This window comes from Specibacter sp. NPDC078709 (genome assembly GCF_040686795.1).
In the GTDB taxonomy this organism is placed as follows: domain Bacteria; phylum Actinomycetota; class Actinomycetes; order Actinomycetales; family Micrococcaceae; genus Specibacter.
Map to the genome: position 1 here is coordinate 618,307 of NZ_JBFBLU010000001.1, position 15,176 is coordinate 633,482.

The window sequence follows — 15,176 nt, forward strand, 5'->3', positions numbered from 1 at the left end:
AATTCAGTAGTAATTCAGTAGTGCAAACCAACATCATGGGTGCTTGTGTCGCTTCGGCTCAGGCCGCGGCGACACAAGCACCCATGGAAAGGACTTCACCATGTTCACCACTGGACTTCAGCTTTCCCGGACACTGATGGGCACATTCGTTGTTGCCGCTCTGTCCCTCATACTTCTTCTGACCGGTATCTCCACGGCCAGCGCCCACGGCGGGCCCTACGAACTTCAAGTGACACCCGATGGTGCCGGCGGCATCACTGTGGCGGCCACCTACACGGAGGACGGCCACACGGTCCAATCGATCATGGATCCTGTGGCTACTGCAACATCCAAGGACGGCAAGGAAGCCGGCCCCATCGCTTTGATCTCTTCCTCCGAAGGCCGCGGCCTCTGGGTTAGCCCGGAAGCCTTCTTGGCCGAGGGTGAATGGACCGTCACCGTCACCACCAGCACTCCCCAAGAAGCAACGGCAACCACCAGCCTTGTGGTTGCACCGCTGGCCGCTCCGGTAGCCCCGGAACCGTTGGCGGCTGCCGACAACGGCGTTAGCGCCGCAACTTCAGAGCCCGCATCGCCAGCGAGCATGTGGTCATGGATTCTCGGCGGCCTCGTGGTCGCTGGCGCAGCGATCGCTGGCGCTGTGACGCTCAAGCGCCGCCGTGCGATGGCACTCGCAGCCTAGTTTCACCGCCAAGTTTCGCCCCAAATCTTTCATCTCAAGGAGCAACATGACAGTCCAACAGCAGGAGGATTCCCCCGCGCGTGGCCCAGCGCAGGGTTCAACGCGGCCGTTGTCCACCAGTGGCTTTCCCGAGCATTGGCAGCACAAGGCGTTGGCTGCCTGGGACATGAATGCCCGGCGTGGTGTGATTGAAACGGGCTCCGACGCCGGCAAGGCCTACCTTGGTGTGACGGCCACGATTTGCACGGTGCTGCGCGACGCAGCGGTCCTGATTGTGGTTCCTCACGAGCATCGCCGGCAGCAGTGGTTGGCCACGTTGCAGCGGGATTTCTCCACGGCCCCGGCAGCTGGCATTCAGATACTCACCTCTCGGGACATAGTCTGCGCCACAGCCAAAACAGCATCTGCGCCGCTGGCGCGGGTGGTGCCGCTGGTGCAACCCTTCGCGCTCTTGATCGCCGACGACTGCTTTGCGGACGTCGTCGAGCTCCTGCACTCACCCCTAGGTGTTTACTGTGAGCGGGTCATGGGGCTGACCTCGGTCCTGCCCATGGGTGTCTGGGGAGATGCCTCCCGGGCCGCGGACGACGACGGCACTGATGTCACGCCGTCGACCCTCCTTGGTGGGGTGGTTTATGGGCTGGCAGCTGGGCCAGCACGTAATTTTGAGCCTGCAAGCGCCAGTGTCAGACCACCACTGTAAGGTGGGTCACTAACACGATTCGGTAATACCGACGGGAGGAGCCACAGTGCCTGCACAGCGGAACAGGAAGCGGCTCCTTCCAGCGTCCACCCCCGAACAACCCATCCAGCCGGCCGTGCACCAGATGGGCGGGGCGGCACTGGCCAGGCATCTTGTGGATCCGGCCCGTGATGTCACGGTGGTGGTGCTCTCCCACATCCCGGAGCAAGCTTTTCGGATCGATGCCCAGGTGCTCGCTTCGCGGCTGGGTGCCGAGGCCGCAGTCATCGAGGTGGCTAACGGCCCCGACACTCACCAGCTGGAAAAGGGCTTGCCTCCTCAGCTGCACATATTCGGCACGGGCGCACGGGTCTATCCCTATGGCAAGCTGTGGCAGGCGCGGGTCCCTCGGCCTCATGTGCCACACCACGCGGGCCAGTTGCCGGCACTGTATGACACTCTTGAGCACGAGGTCTTGGCTGCCCAGCATCCCGAGCCGGCCCCGCCCGTCACCGCACCCGTCCCGGTACTTTCCGAAGCCATAGTCAAGGGCTTTCTCGCCGATGACCGGGCCATGGTGGAACTGGTATCCAGCGGCGAACAGGCACTCATTCGCAGCGAGGATCTGCTGCCGGGGATCCCGCTCAATTGGCTGATCGCCAAGGGCCAGCAGCTCTCTGGGATCCTCGATCCCGCCACCCACGCCCTGGACATCAAGACCCTTCTGCTCCCCCGCACTTCCCCGGTCACCGTCTACCAAAATGGCGATGTGGCGTTGTCCCGGGTCAAAAACGTCTACCCCAGCTACGCCATGGTGGAGCTCTGGCCCGGCAGTGACTTCCGCATTGGCGTGGAACGAATCTCCTCCAACGATCTCGATTCCGCCCAGGACCTGCTGACCGAGGGTGAAGTGGTCCGGGTGCGAGTCCTGTACGAGAACGGTGCGGTGGTGTTGTCCATGCTGGACGTGGACGACGACGAAACAGCAGTCCCGCCGCCAGCTCTCCTTCGGGGCGGTCCTCCGTGGCTTGACCTGGACCGGCCTTATGCCTCGATCTTCACCACCTGCCCCGCCGTTACCTCCCCTACCCCGGAGACCGCGGACGACGACGGCGAACCCGGACTATCCGGGGCCGAACTTTCACAGCAGGAAGCCCTGCTCAGCCCGGCTCAACGGCGCACGGCACTCCAAAGCACGCAAATGCAGCTGGTGACGGCCCGGCGCACCATCGATGAGTTGATGGCGGCGGCGAAGCGGCAAGGGGCCACGGATAAGGTGGCGCGGGCGCTGCAAGATCAGCTGGCGGACGAACGTCGCAGCTCTGCCGAGCTTGCCCGCACATTGCATGCGGCCGAACATCAGGTGGAGGCGCTGCGGGCTGAGCTGGCCAAGACCAAGGCGTCGCTGGTGCAGATCCGGCAGCAGCGCAGATCAGCCACTTCTCGGTCCGAGAATGCGCCGGAGACCCTGTTCCTGGACCCGGCCGAACAATTCTCCTTCGAGCTGCGGAATGCTTGGGCACAGGTGGTTCCGGCGACGGAGAAGAGTCTGCATCCGCTGGGAAAGTTCACTGTGGGTCCGGTCTTTTTGGATTCTCTGGCGGACCTCACAACGCAACAACGCACCAAGTCGCTGCGTGCTGCGGTGGAGTTGGTGGCCCATTGGAAAGGGCCCCTGCACAAGCGGGAGCCGCACATCTTGCGACTCAACGACGGTGCCCAAGCCCCACCCACCATGCGCGGGGAGGATGTGTGTTGGCGGCTCTATGTTGAGCAAGGAACTGCGGGGGCGCTGCGGCTGCACTATTGGAAGCTGAAGGAGGGCGGGATTGAGCTCCATGCCGTGGTCACGCATGACGTGCTCAAGCCGTAAACTGGCCAGACACGTGTAGAAGGAGCTGGTCCCCCACCATGGGTCAAAATGTTGAGCTGGTCAGGTTGCTAGATGACAGTGGAGCTGAGATCGGAACCGCCGACAAGGCTCTGGTCCACACCACCGAGACCCCCTTGCATCTGGCTTTTTCATGCCACCTTTTCGATGCCCAGGGCCGCACCCTGCTGACCCGCCGGGCACTGTCCAAGCTGACCTGGCCGGGCGTATGGACCAATTCCTTCTGCGGCCACCCGGCCCCCGGTGAATCATTCGAAGAAGCCATCATCCGCCGTGCCGCCGTGGAACTGAACATCACCGTGACCAACATCGAGCCGGCATTGCCGGACTTCCGGTACCGGGCAGTGGACGCCTCCGGCATTGTGGAAAATGAAATCTGCCCCGTCTTCACCGCCGTGTACGACGGCGCTGTTTCCGCCGATGGCGTGCCAACCACCGACAGCGATGCTGCTGCCGGATCTGATGCCGCTGATGCTGCTGCCATCGCACCCAACCCCGCCGAAGTCTGTGACTGGGCTTGGGCCGACGTAGTGGATGTTGAAGAAGCGGTTGCGGCCACACCCTTCGCCTTCAGCCCCTGGCTTGTTCAGCAACTGAGCGAAGGCGTCTACACCGGCGGGTATCTGCAGCCCTAAGGCAGGTTGCAGGTCCAGGTTGTCGGGGCTGGGTTTAGTGTCAGCGCTAGCCGGCCGCCACCATGGCAGCGCTGTGCTCCCACAATTGCGCGGCCAAGGCGGGGTCCTGCGCCTGTCGGCTCGGCTTAGCCGGTTTGCGCTTGGCATAGTATTGCCCCGGTTTCCAATCAGCACCGGGAACGGTGGTGGCCAACCACAGCAGCGTGTCTGCTCCTTGCTCCGGCGAGAGCAGCAACCGCTTGGCAATAGGCCCGTAACCCAGCTTCATTATGGGTGTTGATTCGGCAGCAAAGTTGGTTCCCACCACGCCCGGATGAAACGCAGCAGCGTTCACGCCGTGATCCCCGAAGCGGCGCTGCAGTTCCGTGGTGAACAGGATGTTCGCCAGCTTGGCGTTCCCGTACGCAGTACTGGGGCTGTAGTGCTGGCGCGCGTCAAGATCGTCAATGTCGAACTTGGCCATGTGCCGGTGCGCAGCACTGGAGGTGTTGATGACGGTTGCCCTGCTGGCCACCAAATTATCAATGAGCAGTGTGGTGAGCAGGAACGGGGCTAGGTGGTTCACCTGAAAAGTCTTCTCGTGCCCATCCACGGTTTCTTCCCGCGCAGCCATGATGCCGCCTGCATTGTTGGCTAGGACGGAGATTCTGGGATACTTCTGCGCAAGCGTGACCGCCAGCGCACGCACTTGCGCCAGCTCGGTGAAGTCGCACAGAAAATAGTCGGCGTCGAGTTCCTGTGCGATGTCCCGCGTCTTCTCCGGCGAGCGCCCCACCAAAACCAAGGTATCGCCGGGATAGGCCAGCATTTTTGCCGCTGCCGCTCCGATGCCGTCGCTGGCGCCGGTGATGATAACTGTTCGTTTCATAGTGCATCCTTAGAACAATTTTCAGCTTACCCCCGGGACCACCGCCCAGCTGCGTACTAGGACAGCACCACCTTGAATGTCATTGGCCCCGGTGCCAGCTGGTACGCCGGTTGCACTCCGGGACCGCATGACGCCGTGCCGATCCCGTGCACCGCAGCATCCAACGTCAGATAGCTGATGCCATCGGCCACCAGATCCGGGGTGTGTTTCGCCGCCGTCAGTACTTCTTGGGACCACGGGCGCAGCGTGAACCACATCGTTTCGCTCTGGAACGTGATGCTCTGCCCGGCCTCCGGAGCCGCAATCTCCAAGTGGGAAACTCCCGCCCGCGCACCATTTTCCTGCGGCCGCACATACGGCACCTGGAGTTCCTCGATGGAAGCATTGAACCAGCCCAGTCGCGCAGCCAACCCCGTGTCCGGATACTTTTGTCCCGGCCCGAATCCGGTCCATGACGCCTGTGAAAACTCGCCCGGCAACTCAAAATCAAAGCCGACGCGCGGCCAACTCACGCCCCAGCAGGGCCCCGGCTCCACCCTGGCCGCCAACTCCAGGTAAACCCCGTCGGTGCGCCACACATACTCAACATCTACGTGATTCCGGAGCACCGGCACACCGTAGCGCACCCGCACAGCCAACATCCCGGCGTCGTGCTTCATCGATTGCAGACGCCCCTCAAGCAGCGGCAACCCGGCAGCCCGCCAGGTGTCTGCATCGCGCGGTTGCCCCGGCAGATCCCAATTCTTACCGTGGTCATTGTCTGTCGGCGAGCGCCACACGGTCAGCCTCGGGCCATTGACCGGCACACCCTTGAACGCGCTCAGCTCCCCCGTATCGAGGCTGAAGACCGCGGGCCCAAAACGCACATTCCGGCCCGCCACCTCGACCTGGCCGTCGCCACTGACCTCAGGAAGCGGCGCGGCCACCTGCCCCTGCTGACCCCAGGCAATCTGATGCCCGGCCTGCGCCCACGGCTCATCGGCGGCCAGCGCGGCACTGATCGAAACCACCCGCTGCTCACCTCGGTGCGCAGCCAATTCCGCCGGAAGCACGACGCCGGACTCCTCCCCTGCCGCCGTCAACGGCACCTCCAGGGTGCCACAGGCCACGCGACCTTCCGGCCCCGCAACGCTCCAGGTGAAGGCCAGATGCGAGGTGTCCAGGAAGTTGTACTTGTTGTGGATGTTCAGCCTCTGCCAGTTCGCATCAATGACCAGGCTCAGCGGTTCCACCACTTTTTTGAAGTCCAACAGTCCCGGGCGCGGTTCCAGATCTGCGGAGACGAGCCCGTCAATGACAAAGTTGCCGTCGTGGACCTTTTCGCCAAAGTCACCGCCGTAGGCAAAGTACGCTTCCCCGTCCATGGTGTGCTGGCGGATGCCGTGTTCAATCCATTCCCACACGAAGCCGCCTTGTAGGCGCGGGTATTTATCGAATAGCTCCTGATATTCCTGCAGGCCGCCGGGGCCATTGCCCATGGCGTGGACATATTCGCACAGGATGAACGGCAAGTTCCGTCGGTGACTATCTTGTTCGGCGTCCGCTGGCGGCTCCTCCTGCTGGCGGCCGATCAACTCCACTTCCGCCGGTGAAGCGTACATGCGCGAATAGACATCCACGTAGGGGCTGGCCCAGTCGCCCTCGTAGTGGAGCAACCGTTCGGGATCGCGCTGCTTAGTCCACTGCGCCAAGGCCTCAAGGTTGGCTCCTGTGCCTGCCTCATTGCCCAGCGACCACATGATGATTGAAGGGTGGTTCTTGTCCCGCTCCACCAAGCGCGCCATCCGATCCAGCAGGGCCTCCCGGTACTGCGGTTCGGCGCTGGGGTTCCCCGCCCAGTCGCCGTCTTCAAAACCGTGGGTTTCGTAGTCGCACTCGTCGATGACGTAGAAGCCCAGCTGGTCGGCAGCGTGCAGCAGGAACGGGTGCGGGGCGTAGTGGGCTGTGCGGATGGCGTTGATGTTGTGCTGCTTCATCAGGTGCAGTTCGCGCAGTACCTGTTCCTGTGGGACGGTGCGGCCCAAATCCGGGTTGTGCTCGTGCCTGTTGACACCCCTAAAGAGTAGGGGTTTGCCATTCAGTTTAATCTGCGCGTCCTCAACCGTGATGCTCCGGAAACCTACGTTTAGGCGAAGGGTTTGCACTGGTGTGGTGATCCGCAGTTGGTACAGGGTGGGCGATTCGGCGCTCCATGGTTCCACGGCACCCACGTGAAGTGTTTGCGAGGTGGCTACGCTGCTGGCTGCGCTGCTGGCGGCTGAGACCTTGGCTGTGCTGGCGTCAGCCTCAGATACCGCCCCGAAATCCAGGATTTCAGAGACGCCGAGCTGGAGAATCTCCACTGTGGTTCCTGGCAGCGGCGGATCCAACTCCACGCGCAGGGTTCCCGTGCCTTGGGTGGCGCCGGAGCCTGTTTTGTCTGGGGTGAAGCCTGCATGCACGAACACGTCCCGAATGGCTCCGGCGGGCTGGGCCAACAGGGTCACATCACGGAAGATGCCCGGTAACCACCAAGCGTCTTGGTCCTCGAGGTAACTGGATGCACTGAATTGCGAAACCCTCACCACCAACAGGTTTTCGCCGGCTCGGACCTTGCCTGTTACGTCAAACTCCTGCACCAGCTTTGCGCCACGAGTGGTGCCCAACAATTCCCCATTGAGCCAAATAGTTCCCGCGTTATCGATCCCATCGAAACGCAAAATGGCGCCGTTCAGGAACTCAGGCGTGGCATCGAAGCTCAGCCTATGATCGCCCACGGGATTCGCATCCGGCGTGAACGGCGGATCCAGTGGGAAGGGGAACTGGACATTGGTATAGGCCGGAGCCCCATAACCATGGAAATTCCAGCAGGAGGGGACCGGTAGCGTGTCCCAGGCTCCGTCGTCGAACGTCTCAAATTCAATACCGAGAGGGGCCGCTGCCAGCGTTGGTGCGTAGTGGAAACGCCAATCGCCGTTGAGCGAGAGGGTGGGCAAACCGCTGTCCACGTGGGCGCGCGGTTGAATCCCACCGGTGCCAGGACCTGGGTTTTCTAGATCCATGACGACGTTGTAGGGGTTTTCGGCCAGATTGGCAGCAAGCGTGGAGGCAGGGCTCGGGGCGTTCACAGTATCGGGTCCTTGGCGTCGTGCGGATTGGGGCTTTGGGGAGGGTCTCGCGCGGGAGGCATGGCAACCGGAAGCGGGTGAGCCCAAAAGCGTTTGCGCGGCCTTATCTAGCCCGCAGTGCCGTCAATCATGCGTGCCACCTTTTGCTCGAGGGAGGCGATCGTGACGTCGGGGAGGACGATCAGGCCATCGAGTTCCTTGCGCGCCCGCTTGTAGGCGGTCTGGCGCTCGGCAGGGCTGGCGGCGTTGTCCTCGGCAATGTTCACTAGCTTGCGGGCGGTGCCTAGGCGCGCCCGTTGCGCATCGTTGAAGGCGGAGTCCTTGATCCGGTGGGCTTCCTTTTCCGCGACGTCAAAGGCCACCGCGAAGGCATTGACGGCGTTGCGGTAGTCGTCCCAACGGCTCTTGGCAGAGATCTCATCGCCCTCGAGCGGGCGGAGGGCATCGGCGTCGCGCTTGGCTCGTAAAAACGCGACTGTCAGCGGTTCACGAACATCGCTCATCATAGGGAAGTCGATCAGCTTGCCGACGTCAAGCTCGTAGCTGAGCCAGCGCTTATTCACCAAATCGTGTTCACCCTTCACCCTGGCCACGTCGCCTTCGGAATAGCCGTCTTTGGCCAGACTGATGGTTTCCGTCAACGGCTGGGGGCGGGTTGAGACATCCAGCGCCGCCACTTCCGGGTGTTGGAGTTTGTACATCTCAATCTCACGTTGATGGGCTCGCTCCTGCGCACGTTCATGAGATGCGAACAGTGCTTTGAAACCGCCGGCCGCCATGCCTCCCAGTGGGAAGAGCAACCACCAATAGCTGGCAAAGAGTTCTGGAAATGACATGAACCCATCGTGTCACTTCGCTGTGCAGCAACCAATAGTTACGTCGCGGGGGTCACTTTCGGGCCGGACGTGCTGGGCCAGTGCCGGCAAGTGCCCTGATCCCGGAGGAGGCGTTGCATATCAGCTGGTAGGCGACCTCGAGGATCTTCTCAACGTTGGCGGTGGTCCCCCCGATGACTGCGTCGAGGAGCATATTATTCACTCCGCCCACCATGGAAATGGCCGTAAGTCTAGCAAATTCAAATACCTCGGCCAGCGGATGATTCGGGTCTACAGGACGTATACCTGCACGGGATTTGGATCCCCCACCTTGACTCCCCAGTCCACCACCGAGCATCTCCTTAACCACGGGGCCTTCGAGCCCGCCCAATACCAGCAACGCCCCCATGGACTGTCCGGCAAAATTCGTCATCGCCAAGTGGCGTTTGGCTTCCAATTCCTCGGAAATACCAACAATTTCCACCAGCACAATTTGTGCATGGCGGGGATCTCCCAGCATGAAATTGACCACCGCCGCCAAACTGGCCTTGATGGCATCCTTTGCCTCAGCGTCAGGATCCTGCAGTGCCGCGGTCACTTGCTGCATTAAGTTGGTGGAAATCCTCTCATACACGTCGGTCAGCAGGTGTTCGCGGGAATCGAAGGATTCATAAAAGTAACGCTCACTCAAGCCCGCACAGTGACACAATGTCTTGATCTTGGATGAGGCATAGCCCACGGTGCCAAACACCTCGATGCCGGCGTCAATGAACTTCTCGTACCGTTCCTGAACACGTTCAGATGGTTGCAAGCCGGAATACAGGCGCCCAGATACTGTTCCGGCAGATGGTAGCCCCGGAACGGCAGGGTGCAGGTTGTGCGGCGTGGTGTTCACGCCCCCAGTCTACGGGTTCGCAGCTGAAGTCCGGGTTGCTGGGAACGGCTGGTAGTCGCTGGAATAATCCCTCACGAAGCGTGGAAGAATAAGGGTGATCCACCATGACAGCAAGCACAGTACCTGACACTAGCCAGCGGCCCGACGAGGCTCCCGAGCAGCCCGCCCCTGCCGCGAAGCCCGCTCACCAGATCGCCGATATGCCTCGCCGAAAGTTCTTTCTCACCATGGGTGCCGCTGCGCTGACCACGGCGTTCCAAGCCAACATTGCCCTGGACGCTCAACTCACCGAGCGCAGCCAGTACCGCATCGCCACTCCAGATAACGAAGCCAACCAGACTGCCGCTGCACGTTTTCCCGGCCGGACCTGGTACCTGTTGGGTGGTTTCCGGGTCAGCTATCGCGACGCCGGGCGCAAACTCGAGGCGTTGCAGCCGGCCATGAACCAGCGCGCTCCAGCCTCCTACATTGGCTACTCCAATGAAGGTATCGACATCGCCCAACTGTTCATTGCCATCCAGCGCGACATCCACGCCCGCAACATCGACACCGTGTATTTCTACGGAGACAGTTTTGGTGGGATGGCCGCCGTCGTACTTGCTTCTTTACTGACGGATATTGGCGTTAAAGTGCGGCTGATCGTGATGGGATCAAGCCCGTCGAATGTGGCTGACACCTTGGACCCCGGCAAGGAATACATCTCGATCGCCGGAAAAGTGGTGCCGTATCTGGGGCTACTGGGGCGGCTGGGTGCGGGACTTTGGGGTGGGCTGAGCAACCCGAACGGTCAGGGCATGTATGAGGCGGCCCGCAGTGGTGTGGCTCGATCGTTGGATTCGAACAATAATTCGCTGATTCTGAGCACCACCCAAGCCACGTTCCTGCAAGCGTTCCCCCGGCAGTTCGACGGCGGAGTGCCCACGAGCACCGGTCTCGGGCTCATTTACGATCCCGAAGACTTCATAGTCAATGCCGTCATGGCCAAACTTGGCTGGGAGGCGCTGCTGCCGCGCAATCCACGGTTCGCCTACGACGTTCCGCACACCGGGCATGCAAGCCCGGAAATTCATCCGGAGGTCTACCGCACTGCGCTCTCTGTGGTGCTGGACGCCTTGGATCCGCGGCCGCTCACAGTAAAGCCGGAGCAGCCCATCTTCTAGGCGGCCCCGGCTCGGTGTGTTCCGGCTCGGTACGTTCCGGCTTGGTGACTGGTTATCGGCGCTGTGTCTGGGCGAGCAGTTCTTCGAACGGCAGCGATGTCATATCCGAGGCCTCACGTTCGGCGCGCTTGGCCTTGTGATCGATCAGGACGGCTCCCGAGGTTCCGGCGGCAGATCCTTGCTGGCCGGTCAGGACGGTCACCAATTCTTGCGCGGCCTGCCCAATCCGGCGTTCCAAGGTGTTGGTGCCGGAGCCGCCCCAATCCTCCGGGGAAGCGTAGATGGCGGTGGGCATCGTATTGGCACGCAGGTAGCTAAAGAGCGGTCGGATAGCCATGTCCAGCACCAGGGAGTGGCGCGATGAGCCACCCGTAGCACCGAACAGCACGGGCATTCCGTCAATGAACTTCGGATCCAGAACGTCGAAGAACGACTTGAACAAACCGCTGTAGGAAGCGCTGAAGGTAGGAGTCACGGCGATCATGGCATCGGCAGCTTCCACCCGCTTGATGACCGCGGCCAATGCCGGTCCGGCGTATCCGGACACCATATTGTTGGCGATGTCGGTGGCGTAGTCGCGCAGATCAATGACGTCAATGATGGGTTCGGTCCCTGCCTGGCTCAGACGCGACTGTACATCAGCGGCAATTTGGTCCGCCAGCATACGGGTGGACGAGGGAACACCGAGGCCTGCCGAAATGACTACTACCGTACGCTGCATTATGACTCCTTAATTCATGCGTTTGCATCTAATTGAGTCAACAGAGAGAATTCCGGAGTTATTCCCGGCGTTGGTTGAGGCCAGCGAAACAGCGCCTAGCCCGCGGCTCCAGCGATGGTTCGAAGCTTCGCGACTAGCGCAGCAATGGCGGTTTCTTCTGGAACGCTAGCGCACTGCTACGTCCGCGCATTCGGGCCACTCGAAGGAAAAATACTGGATGGAAAGTTGCTGGTGAGATCACTGGAAGCAGAGCTCAGTTACGGAAGAGGTCAGCTACTGAGGAGCTCAATTGCTGGTAGATAGCTCGCTGAGATTGGCGAGGTACTCCGGACGCAGCAGTTCGTTGAGCTGTTCTTCTGTGAGGAGTTTGCGTTCGAGCACCAGCTCGGCCACGCCGCGCCCGCTGGCCAGTGCTTCCAGAGCAATGGCTGTTGAGGTGGCGGAGCCAAGGCGCGGGTTGAGCGCGGTGACCAGACCAATGGAGTGCTCAACTTGTGCGCGTAGCTTGTCTTCGTGGGCTGTGATGCCGCGGATGCACTTGTCGGCCAAGGTAATGCAGGCCGCTTCAAGGTGGCGCATGCTCTTGGTCAAGCTGTACACAATGACGGGTTCAAAGGCGTTGAGCTGCAACTGCCCGCCCTCTGCCGCCATGGTGATGGTGACATCGTTGCCCACCACCTCATAGGCCACCTGGTTCACCATTTCCGGGATGACAGGGTTGACCTTGCCCGGCATGATGGAGGATCCCGCCTGCACGGCCGGCAGCGTGATTTCGCCGAAGCCGGCGCGCGGACCGGAGGACAAGAGTCGCAGGTCGTTGCAGATCTTGGATAGTTTCACGGCCACGCGCTTGAGCACTCCGGAGAGGTGCACAAACGCACCGACGTCCTGTGTGGCCTCAATCAGGTCAACTGAAACGGTCAGCGGTAGCCCTGAGATCTCCACAAGGTGGCGGCAGGCCAGTTCTGAATAGCCCCGCGGAGCGTTCAGCCCGGTGCCGATGGCCGTGGCGCCGAGGTTGATCTCGTGGACCAGCAGCGTGGATTCGGCGAGCCGGGCCCGGTCCTCGCCCATCGTCACCGCGTAGGTGTTGAACTCCTGGCCGAGCGTCATGGGCACCGCATCCTGCAACTGCGTGCGGCCCATTTTCACCACGGTCCTAAATTCCAGCGCCTTGGCAGCGAAGGCATCGCACAGGTATTCCATGGCCCCGACCAACGATTTCGCCGCGAAAATGGTCGCCACGTTCACGGCCGTCGGGTAGACATCGTTGGTGGACTGGCTCAGGTTGACGTGGTCATTCGGGTGCAGGTGCTGGTAATCGCCCTTGCGGTGACCCAGGATTTCCAGTGCCCGGTTGGCGATGACTTCGTTGGCGTTCATGTTCGAGGACGTCCCGGCACCGCCCTGGATAACGTCCACCACGAACTGGTCGTGCAGCTTCCCGGCAATGATGTCCTGGCAAGCTTGAATGATGGCTGCGGCCCGGACGTCGTCGAGCAATCCGAGTTCATGGTTGGCCTGCGCTGCGGCTTGTTTGACCATGGCCAAGCCGTTGACCAAGTGAGTGTTATTGCTCAGAGGAATGCCGGTGATGGGGAAATTCTCCACGGCTCGCAGTGTGTGCACACCCCAGTAAGCGTCCGCCGGGATATCGCGGTCACCAATGAGATCGTGCTCGCTGCGGTAGTCAACGGGATCGGATACGGGGGTGGTGGACATAGTTTCAGTCATGACTCTCCTAAGGACGGCGCATCATTACGCCACAAAATTGCACTCTCTGGTGCGGATAAGCGTGGGGATTAGTAGCTTGTTGTGGGTGCTGCTCGGTCGAGACTAAAGAGGAACTGGCAGCCCCAGCAGCTCACCCACAGGATGCCCGCCGCCATAGACGGGGAGGCGATTGAAAGCAGTCAGTTGCTCAGGGTCGACTCCTAGGGCGATGAGTGCCGGAGTTGCCGCCGGCATACGAGCTCGGTCGCCGCCGTCGGAAATTTTCAGTGCCACGGCGCTGCCATCAGCGAGGGCAATCACCTGGATGCCTTCAAAACCGTCCTTGGCCAGGAGCCCGGGAACTGTCTGCATCAGCGCGGTGACATCTCGGCCGCGGCCGGCCACCAGCTCGGGGTGCGCGCGCATGGCGTCGGCAACGCGGCGTTCCGGGGTGCCCGGTTTTGCCGTGACCATGCGCGCGAAGGCGCGGGCCATGCCCGTCAGTGACAGCGCAAACACCTCGGTGCCGCAGCCGTCGGTGCTGACGATGGTGATGGCCTCGCCGGTGAGATCTTCCACGGTGGCCCGGATGAGTGCCGCGAGCGGGTGATCTGCGTGCAAGTAGTTCTCCACCGACCAGCCGTTATGCACGCAGGTGGCCAGCAACGCGGCATGCTTCCCGGAGCAGTTTTGGGTCAACTGGGTGGGGCCATTGCCTGCGGCCAGCCACTGCACCCGTTCCTCCACACCGTAGGGCAGATCGGTGGAGTTCCCCAGATCAGCCGGGGTGAGGCCGGCTCCTGCCAGAATGGCTGCCGCGGTGCTCTGGTGTTCAGCTGCGCCGGAATGGCTGGCTGAGGCCAGCGCCAATTGTTCATCGGAGAGTTCCACACCGGCGCGCAACATGGCCACCGCCATGAGCGGCTTTAGGGCGGAGCGGGGGTACATGCGGGCGGTGGGCTCTCCACGCAGGAGGACGCTCCCGCCGTCGGACGTCAGGGCAACGAGCGAACCATAATGGACACTCTCAATGAGGTCGCCGCGCGTCTGCACGGCGAGCGGTGCGTGGGCCGGAAAATTGCTGCGGTTCATGCTTGGGTGGCTCCCATGATCTGGCTCAGGGCGGTGTCGACGGCGGAGAGGTGCGTGGCCATGGCGAGGCCCGCGTCCTTGGTGTTGCTGCGTTGGATCGCGTCGAGGATGACGAGGTGTTCGGCGTCGGATTGGCGTGCCCGGCCGGTGATGAGGTTGATGGTTTCGGACTGGTTCACCATGGCGTCACGGATGTCGTTGACGACGCTTTCAAAGACGCCGTTGCCGCTGGCGCGGGCGATGGCGCCGTGGAAGGCGGCGTCTAGGTTGACCCAGATTTCGGGGTCGTCCTCTTCGGCCATGAGGGTCAGGATGCCGCGCATTTCCTCGAGTTGTTCGGTGCTGCGGCGGGTTGCTGCGAATTCGGCGGCGGGCACCTCGATGTGAGGGCGGGCCTCCATGAGGCTGCGGGCCGAGAACTGACCCAGGACCAGATCGCTCGATGCTCGGCTGGCTATGACGAAGGTGCCCTTGCCGGTCTGCGTTTCCGTCAGGCCCAGCGCGGTGCAGGACCGGAGGGCTTCACGGACCACTGAGCGGCTGACACCATATTGGGCTGCGAGCGCGGTTTCGCTGCTGAGCTTGGTGCCAACGGTGAGCTGGCCGCCCTCAATGGCGGAGCGGATGGCTTGGAATACGGCCTCGGCGGCGCTCACCCGGACGATTTGCGACTGTCCGGCTGTCCAGCTGTCTGACAAGTTCATAATGAAGACTATGACACGGCTCACAGCGCGTGTCAATCCGTCTCGACGCTAGCGCAGCAATGGCTGCTATTTCGGGAACGCTAGCGCAGCAATGGCTGCTTTATCGACGACCCTGTCGCAGCAATGGCTGCTAAATCGGGGAGCAGTTCACGCTGAGTGCGCGAGCGTTCCTGGAAATCCAGCCATTGCTGCGACAGCCTCGGCAGGAGGC

At 61.8% G+C, this 15,176-nt stretch carries 13 protein-coding genes; 5 read left to right on the top strand and 8 right to left on the bottom strand.

Translation table 11 applies throughout. The features are described from left to right. Positions 1-100 precede the first annotated feature (100 nt). Genes AB0P14_RS02645 through idi form a run of 4 tightly spaced genes read left to right on the top strand, consistent with a single transcriptional unit; the run spans position 101 to position 3,890 of the window. A complete protein-coding gene (locus AB0P14_RS02645; protein WP_363837340.1) occupies positions 101-682 on the top strand; it encodes a hypothetical protein in 582 nt (193 codons plus the stop codon). Between the two features lie 46 nt (positions 683-728). Then, a complete protein-coding gene (locus tag AB0P14_RS02650) occupies positions 729-1,385 on the top strand; it encodes a hypothetical protein (RefSeq protein ID WP_363837342.1) in 657 nt (218 codons plus the stop codon). Positions 1,386-1,431: 46 nt separating this feature from the next. Next, a complete protein-coding gene (locus AB0P14_RS02655; RefSeq protein ID WP_363837345.1) occupies positions 1,432-3,237 on the top strand; it encodes a hypothetical protein in 1,806 nt (601 codons plus the stop codon). Between the two features lie 38 nt (positions 3,238-3,275). Beyond that, complete coding sequence (gene idi / locus AB0P14_RS02660; protein WP_363837348.1) at positions 3,276-3,890, top strand: isopentenyl-diphosphate Delta-isomerase; 615 nt, start codon at positions 3,276-3,278, stop codon at positions 3,888-3,890. Positions 3,891-3,936: 46 nt separating this feature from the next. Here idi and AB0P14_RS02665 read toward each other — a convergent pair whose 3' ends face one another. The 4 genes from AB0P14_RS02665 to AB0P14_RS02680 form a co-directional block, all read right to left on the bottom strand. After that, entirely contained in the window at positions 3,937-4,758 is an 822-nt protein-coding gene (locus tag AB0P14_RS02665) for an SDR family NAD(P)-dependent oxidoreductase (protein ID WP_363837351.1), read from the bottom strand. Positions 4,759-4,814: 56 nt separating this feature from the next. Continuing rightward, on the bottom strand, positions 4,815-7,865 hold the full coding sequence (locus AB0P14_RS02670; protein ID WP_363837354.1) for a glycoside hydrolase family 2 TIM barrel-domain containing protein: 3,051 nt from the start codon (positions 7,863-7,865) through the stop codon (positions 4,815-4,817). A 107-nt stretch (positions 7,866-7,972) separates the two neighbouring features. Continuing rightward, positions 7,973-8,701: a hypothetical protein gene (locus AB0P14_RS02675; protein ID WP_363837357.1), complete on the bottom strand. Its 729-nt coding sequence runs from the start codon at positions 8,699-8,701 to the stop codon at positions 7,973-7,975. Positions 8,702-8,753: 52 nt separating this feature from the next. Further along, entirely contained in the window at positions 8,754-9,575 is an 822-nt protein-coding gene (locus tag AB0P14_RS02680) for a TetR/AcrR family transcriptional regulator (RefSeq protein ID WP_363837360.1), read from the bottom strand. 104 nt (positions 9,576-9,679) lie between these two features. On the opposite strand from AB0P14_RS02680, the gene AB0P14_RS02685 reads away from it, so the two are divergent. Further along, positions 9,680-10,735 carry a hypothetical protein gene (locus tag AB0P14_RS02685; RefSeq protein ID WP_363837362.1) on the top strand — a complete coding sequence of 352 codons (1,056 nt, stop codon included), beginning with the start codon at positions 9,680-9,682 and terminating at the stop codon, positions 10,733-10,735. Between the two features lie 52 nt (positions 10,736-10,787). On the opposite strand, the gene AB0P14_RS02690 is transcribed toward AB0P14_RS02685, so the two are convergent. From AB0P14_RS02690 to AB0P14_RS02705, 4 genes are all read right to left on the bottom strand, one after another. Then, positions 10,788-11,456 (bottom strand): FMN reductase, encoded by a 669-nt coding sequence (locus AB0P14_RS02690; RefSeq protein WP_363837364.1) that lies wholly within the window; start codon positions 11,454-11,456, stop codon positions 10,788-10,790. A gap of 285 nt (positions 11,457-11,741) precedes the next feature. Further along, positions 11,742-13,178 (bottom strand): aspartate ammonia-lyase, encoded by a 1,437-nt coding sequence (aspA, locus tag AB0P14_RS02695; protein WP_363838153.1) that lies wholly within the window; start codon positions 13,176-13,178, stop codon positions 11,742-11,744. A 114-nt stretch (positions 13,179-13,292) separates the two neighbouring features. Then, positions 13,293-14,261, bottom strand: coding sequence for an asparaginase (locus tag AB0P14_RS02700; protein ID WP_363837367.1), 969 nt, complete (start codon positions 14,259-14,261; stop codon positions 13,293-13,295). Further along, on the bottom strand, positions 14,258-14,965 hold the full coding sequence (locus tag AB0P14_RS02705) for a FadR/GntR family transcriptional regulator (RefSeq protein ID WP_363837370.1): 708 nt from the start codon (positions 14,963-14,965) through the stop codon (positions 14,258-14,260). Before AB0P14_RS02705 ends, AB0P14_RS02700 begins: the two co-directional genes overlap by 4 nt. Between the last annotated feature and the right edge of the window lie 211 nt (positions 14,966-15,176).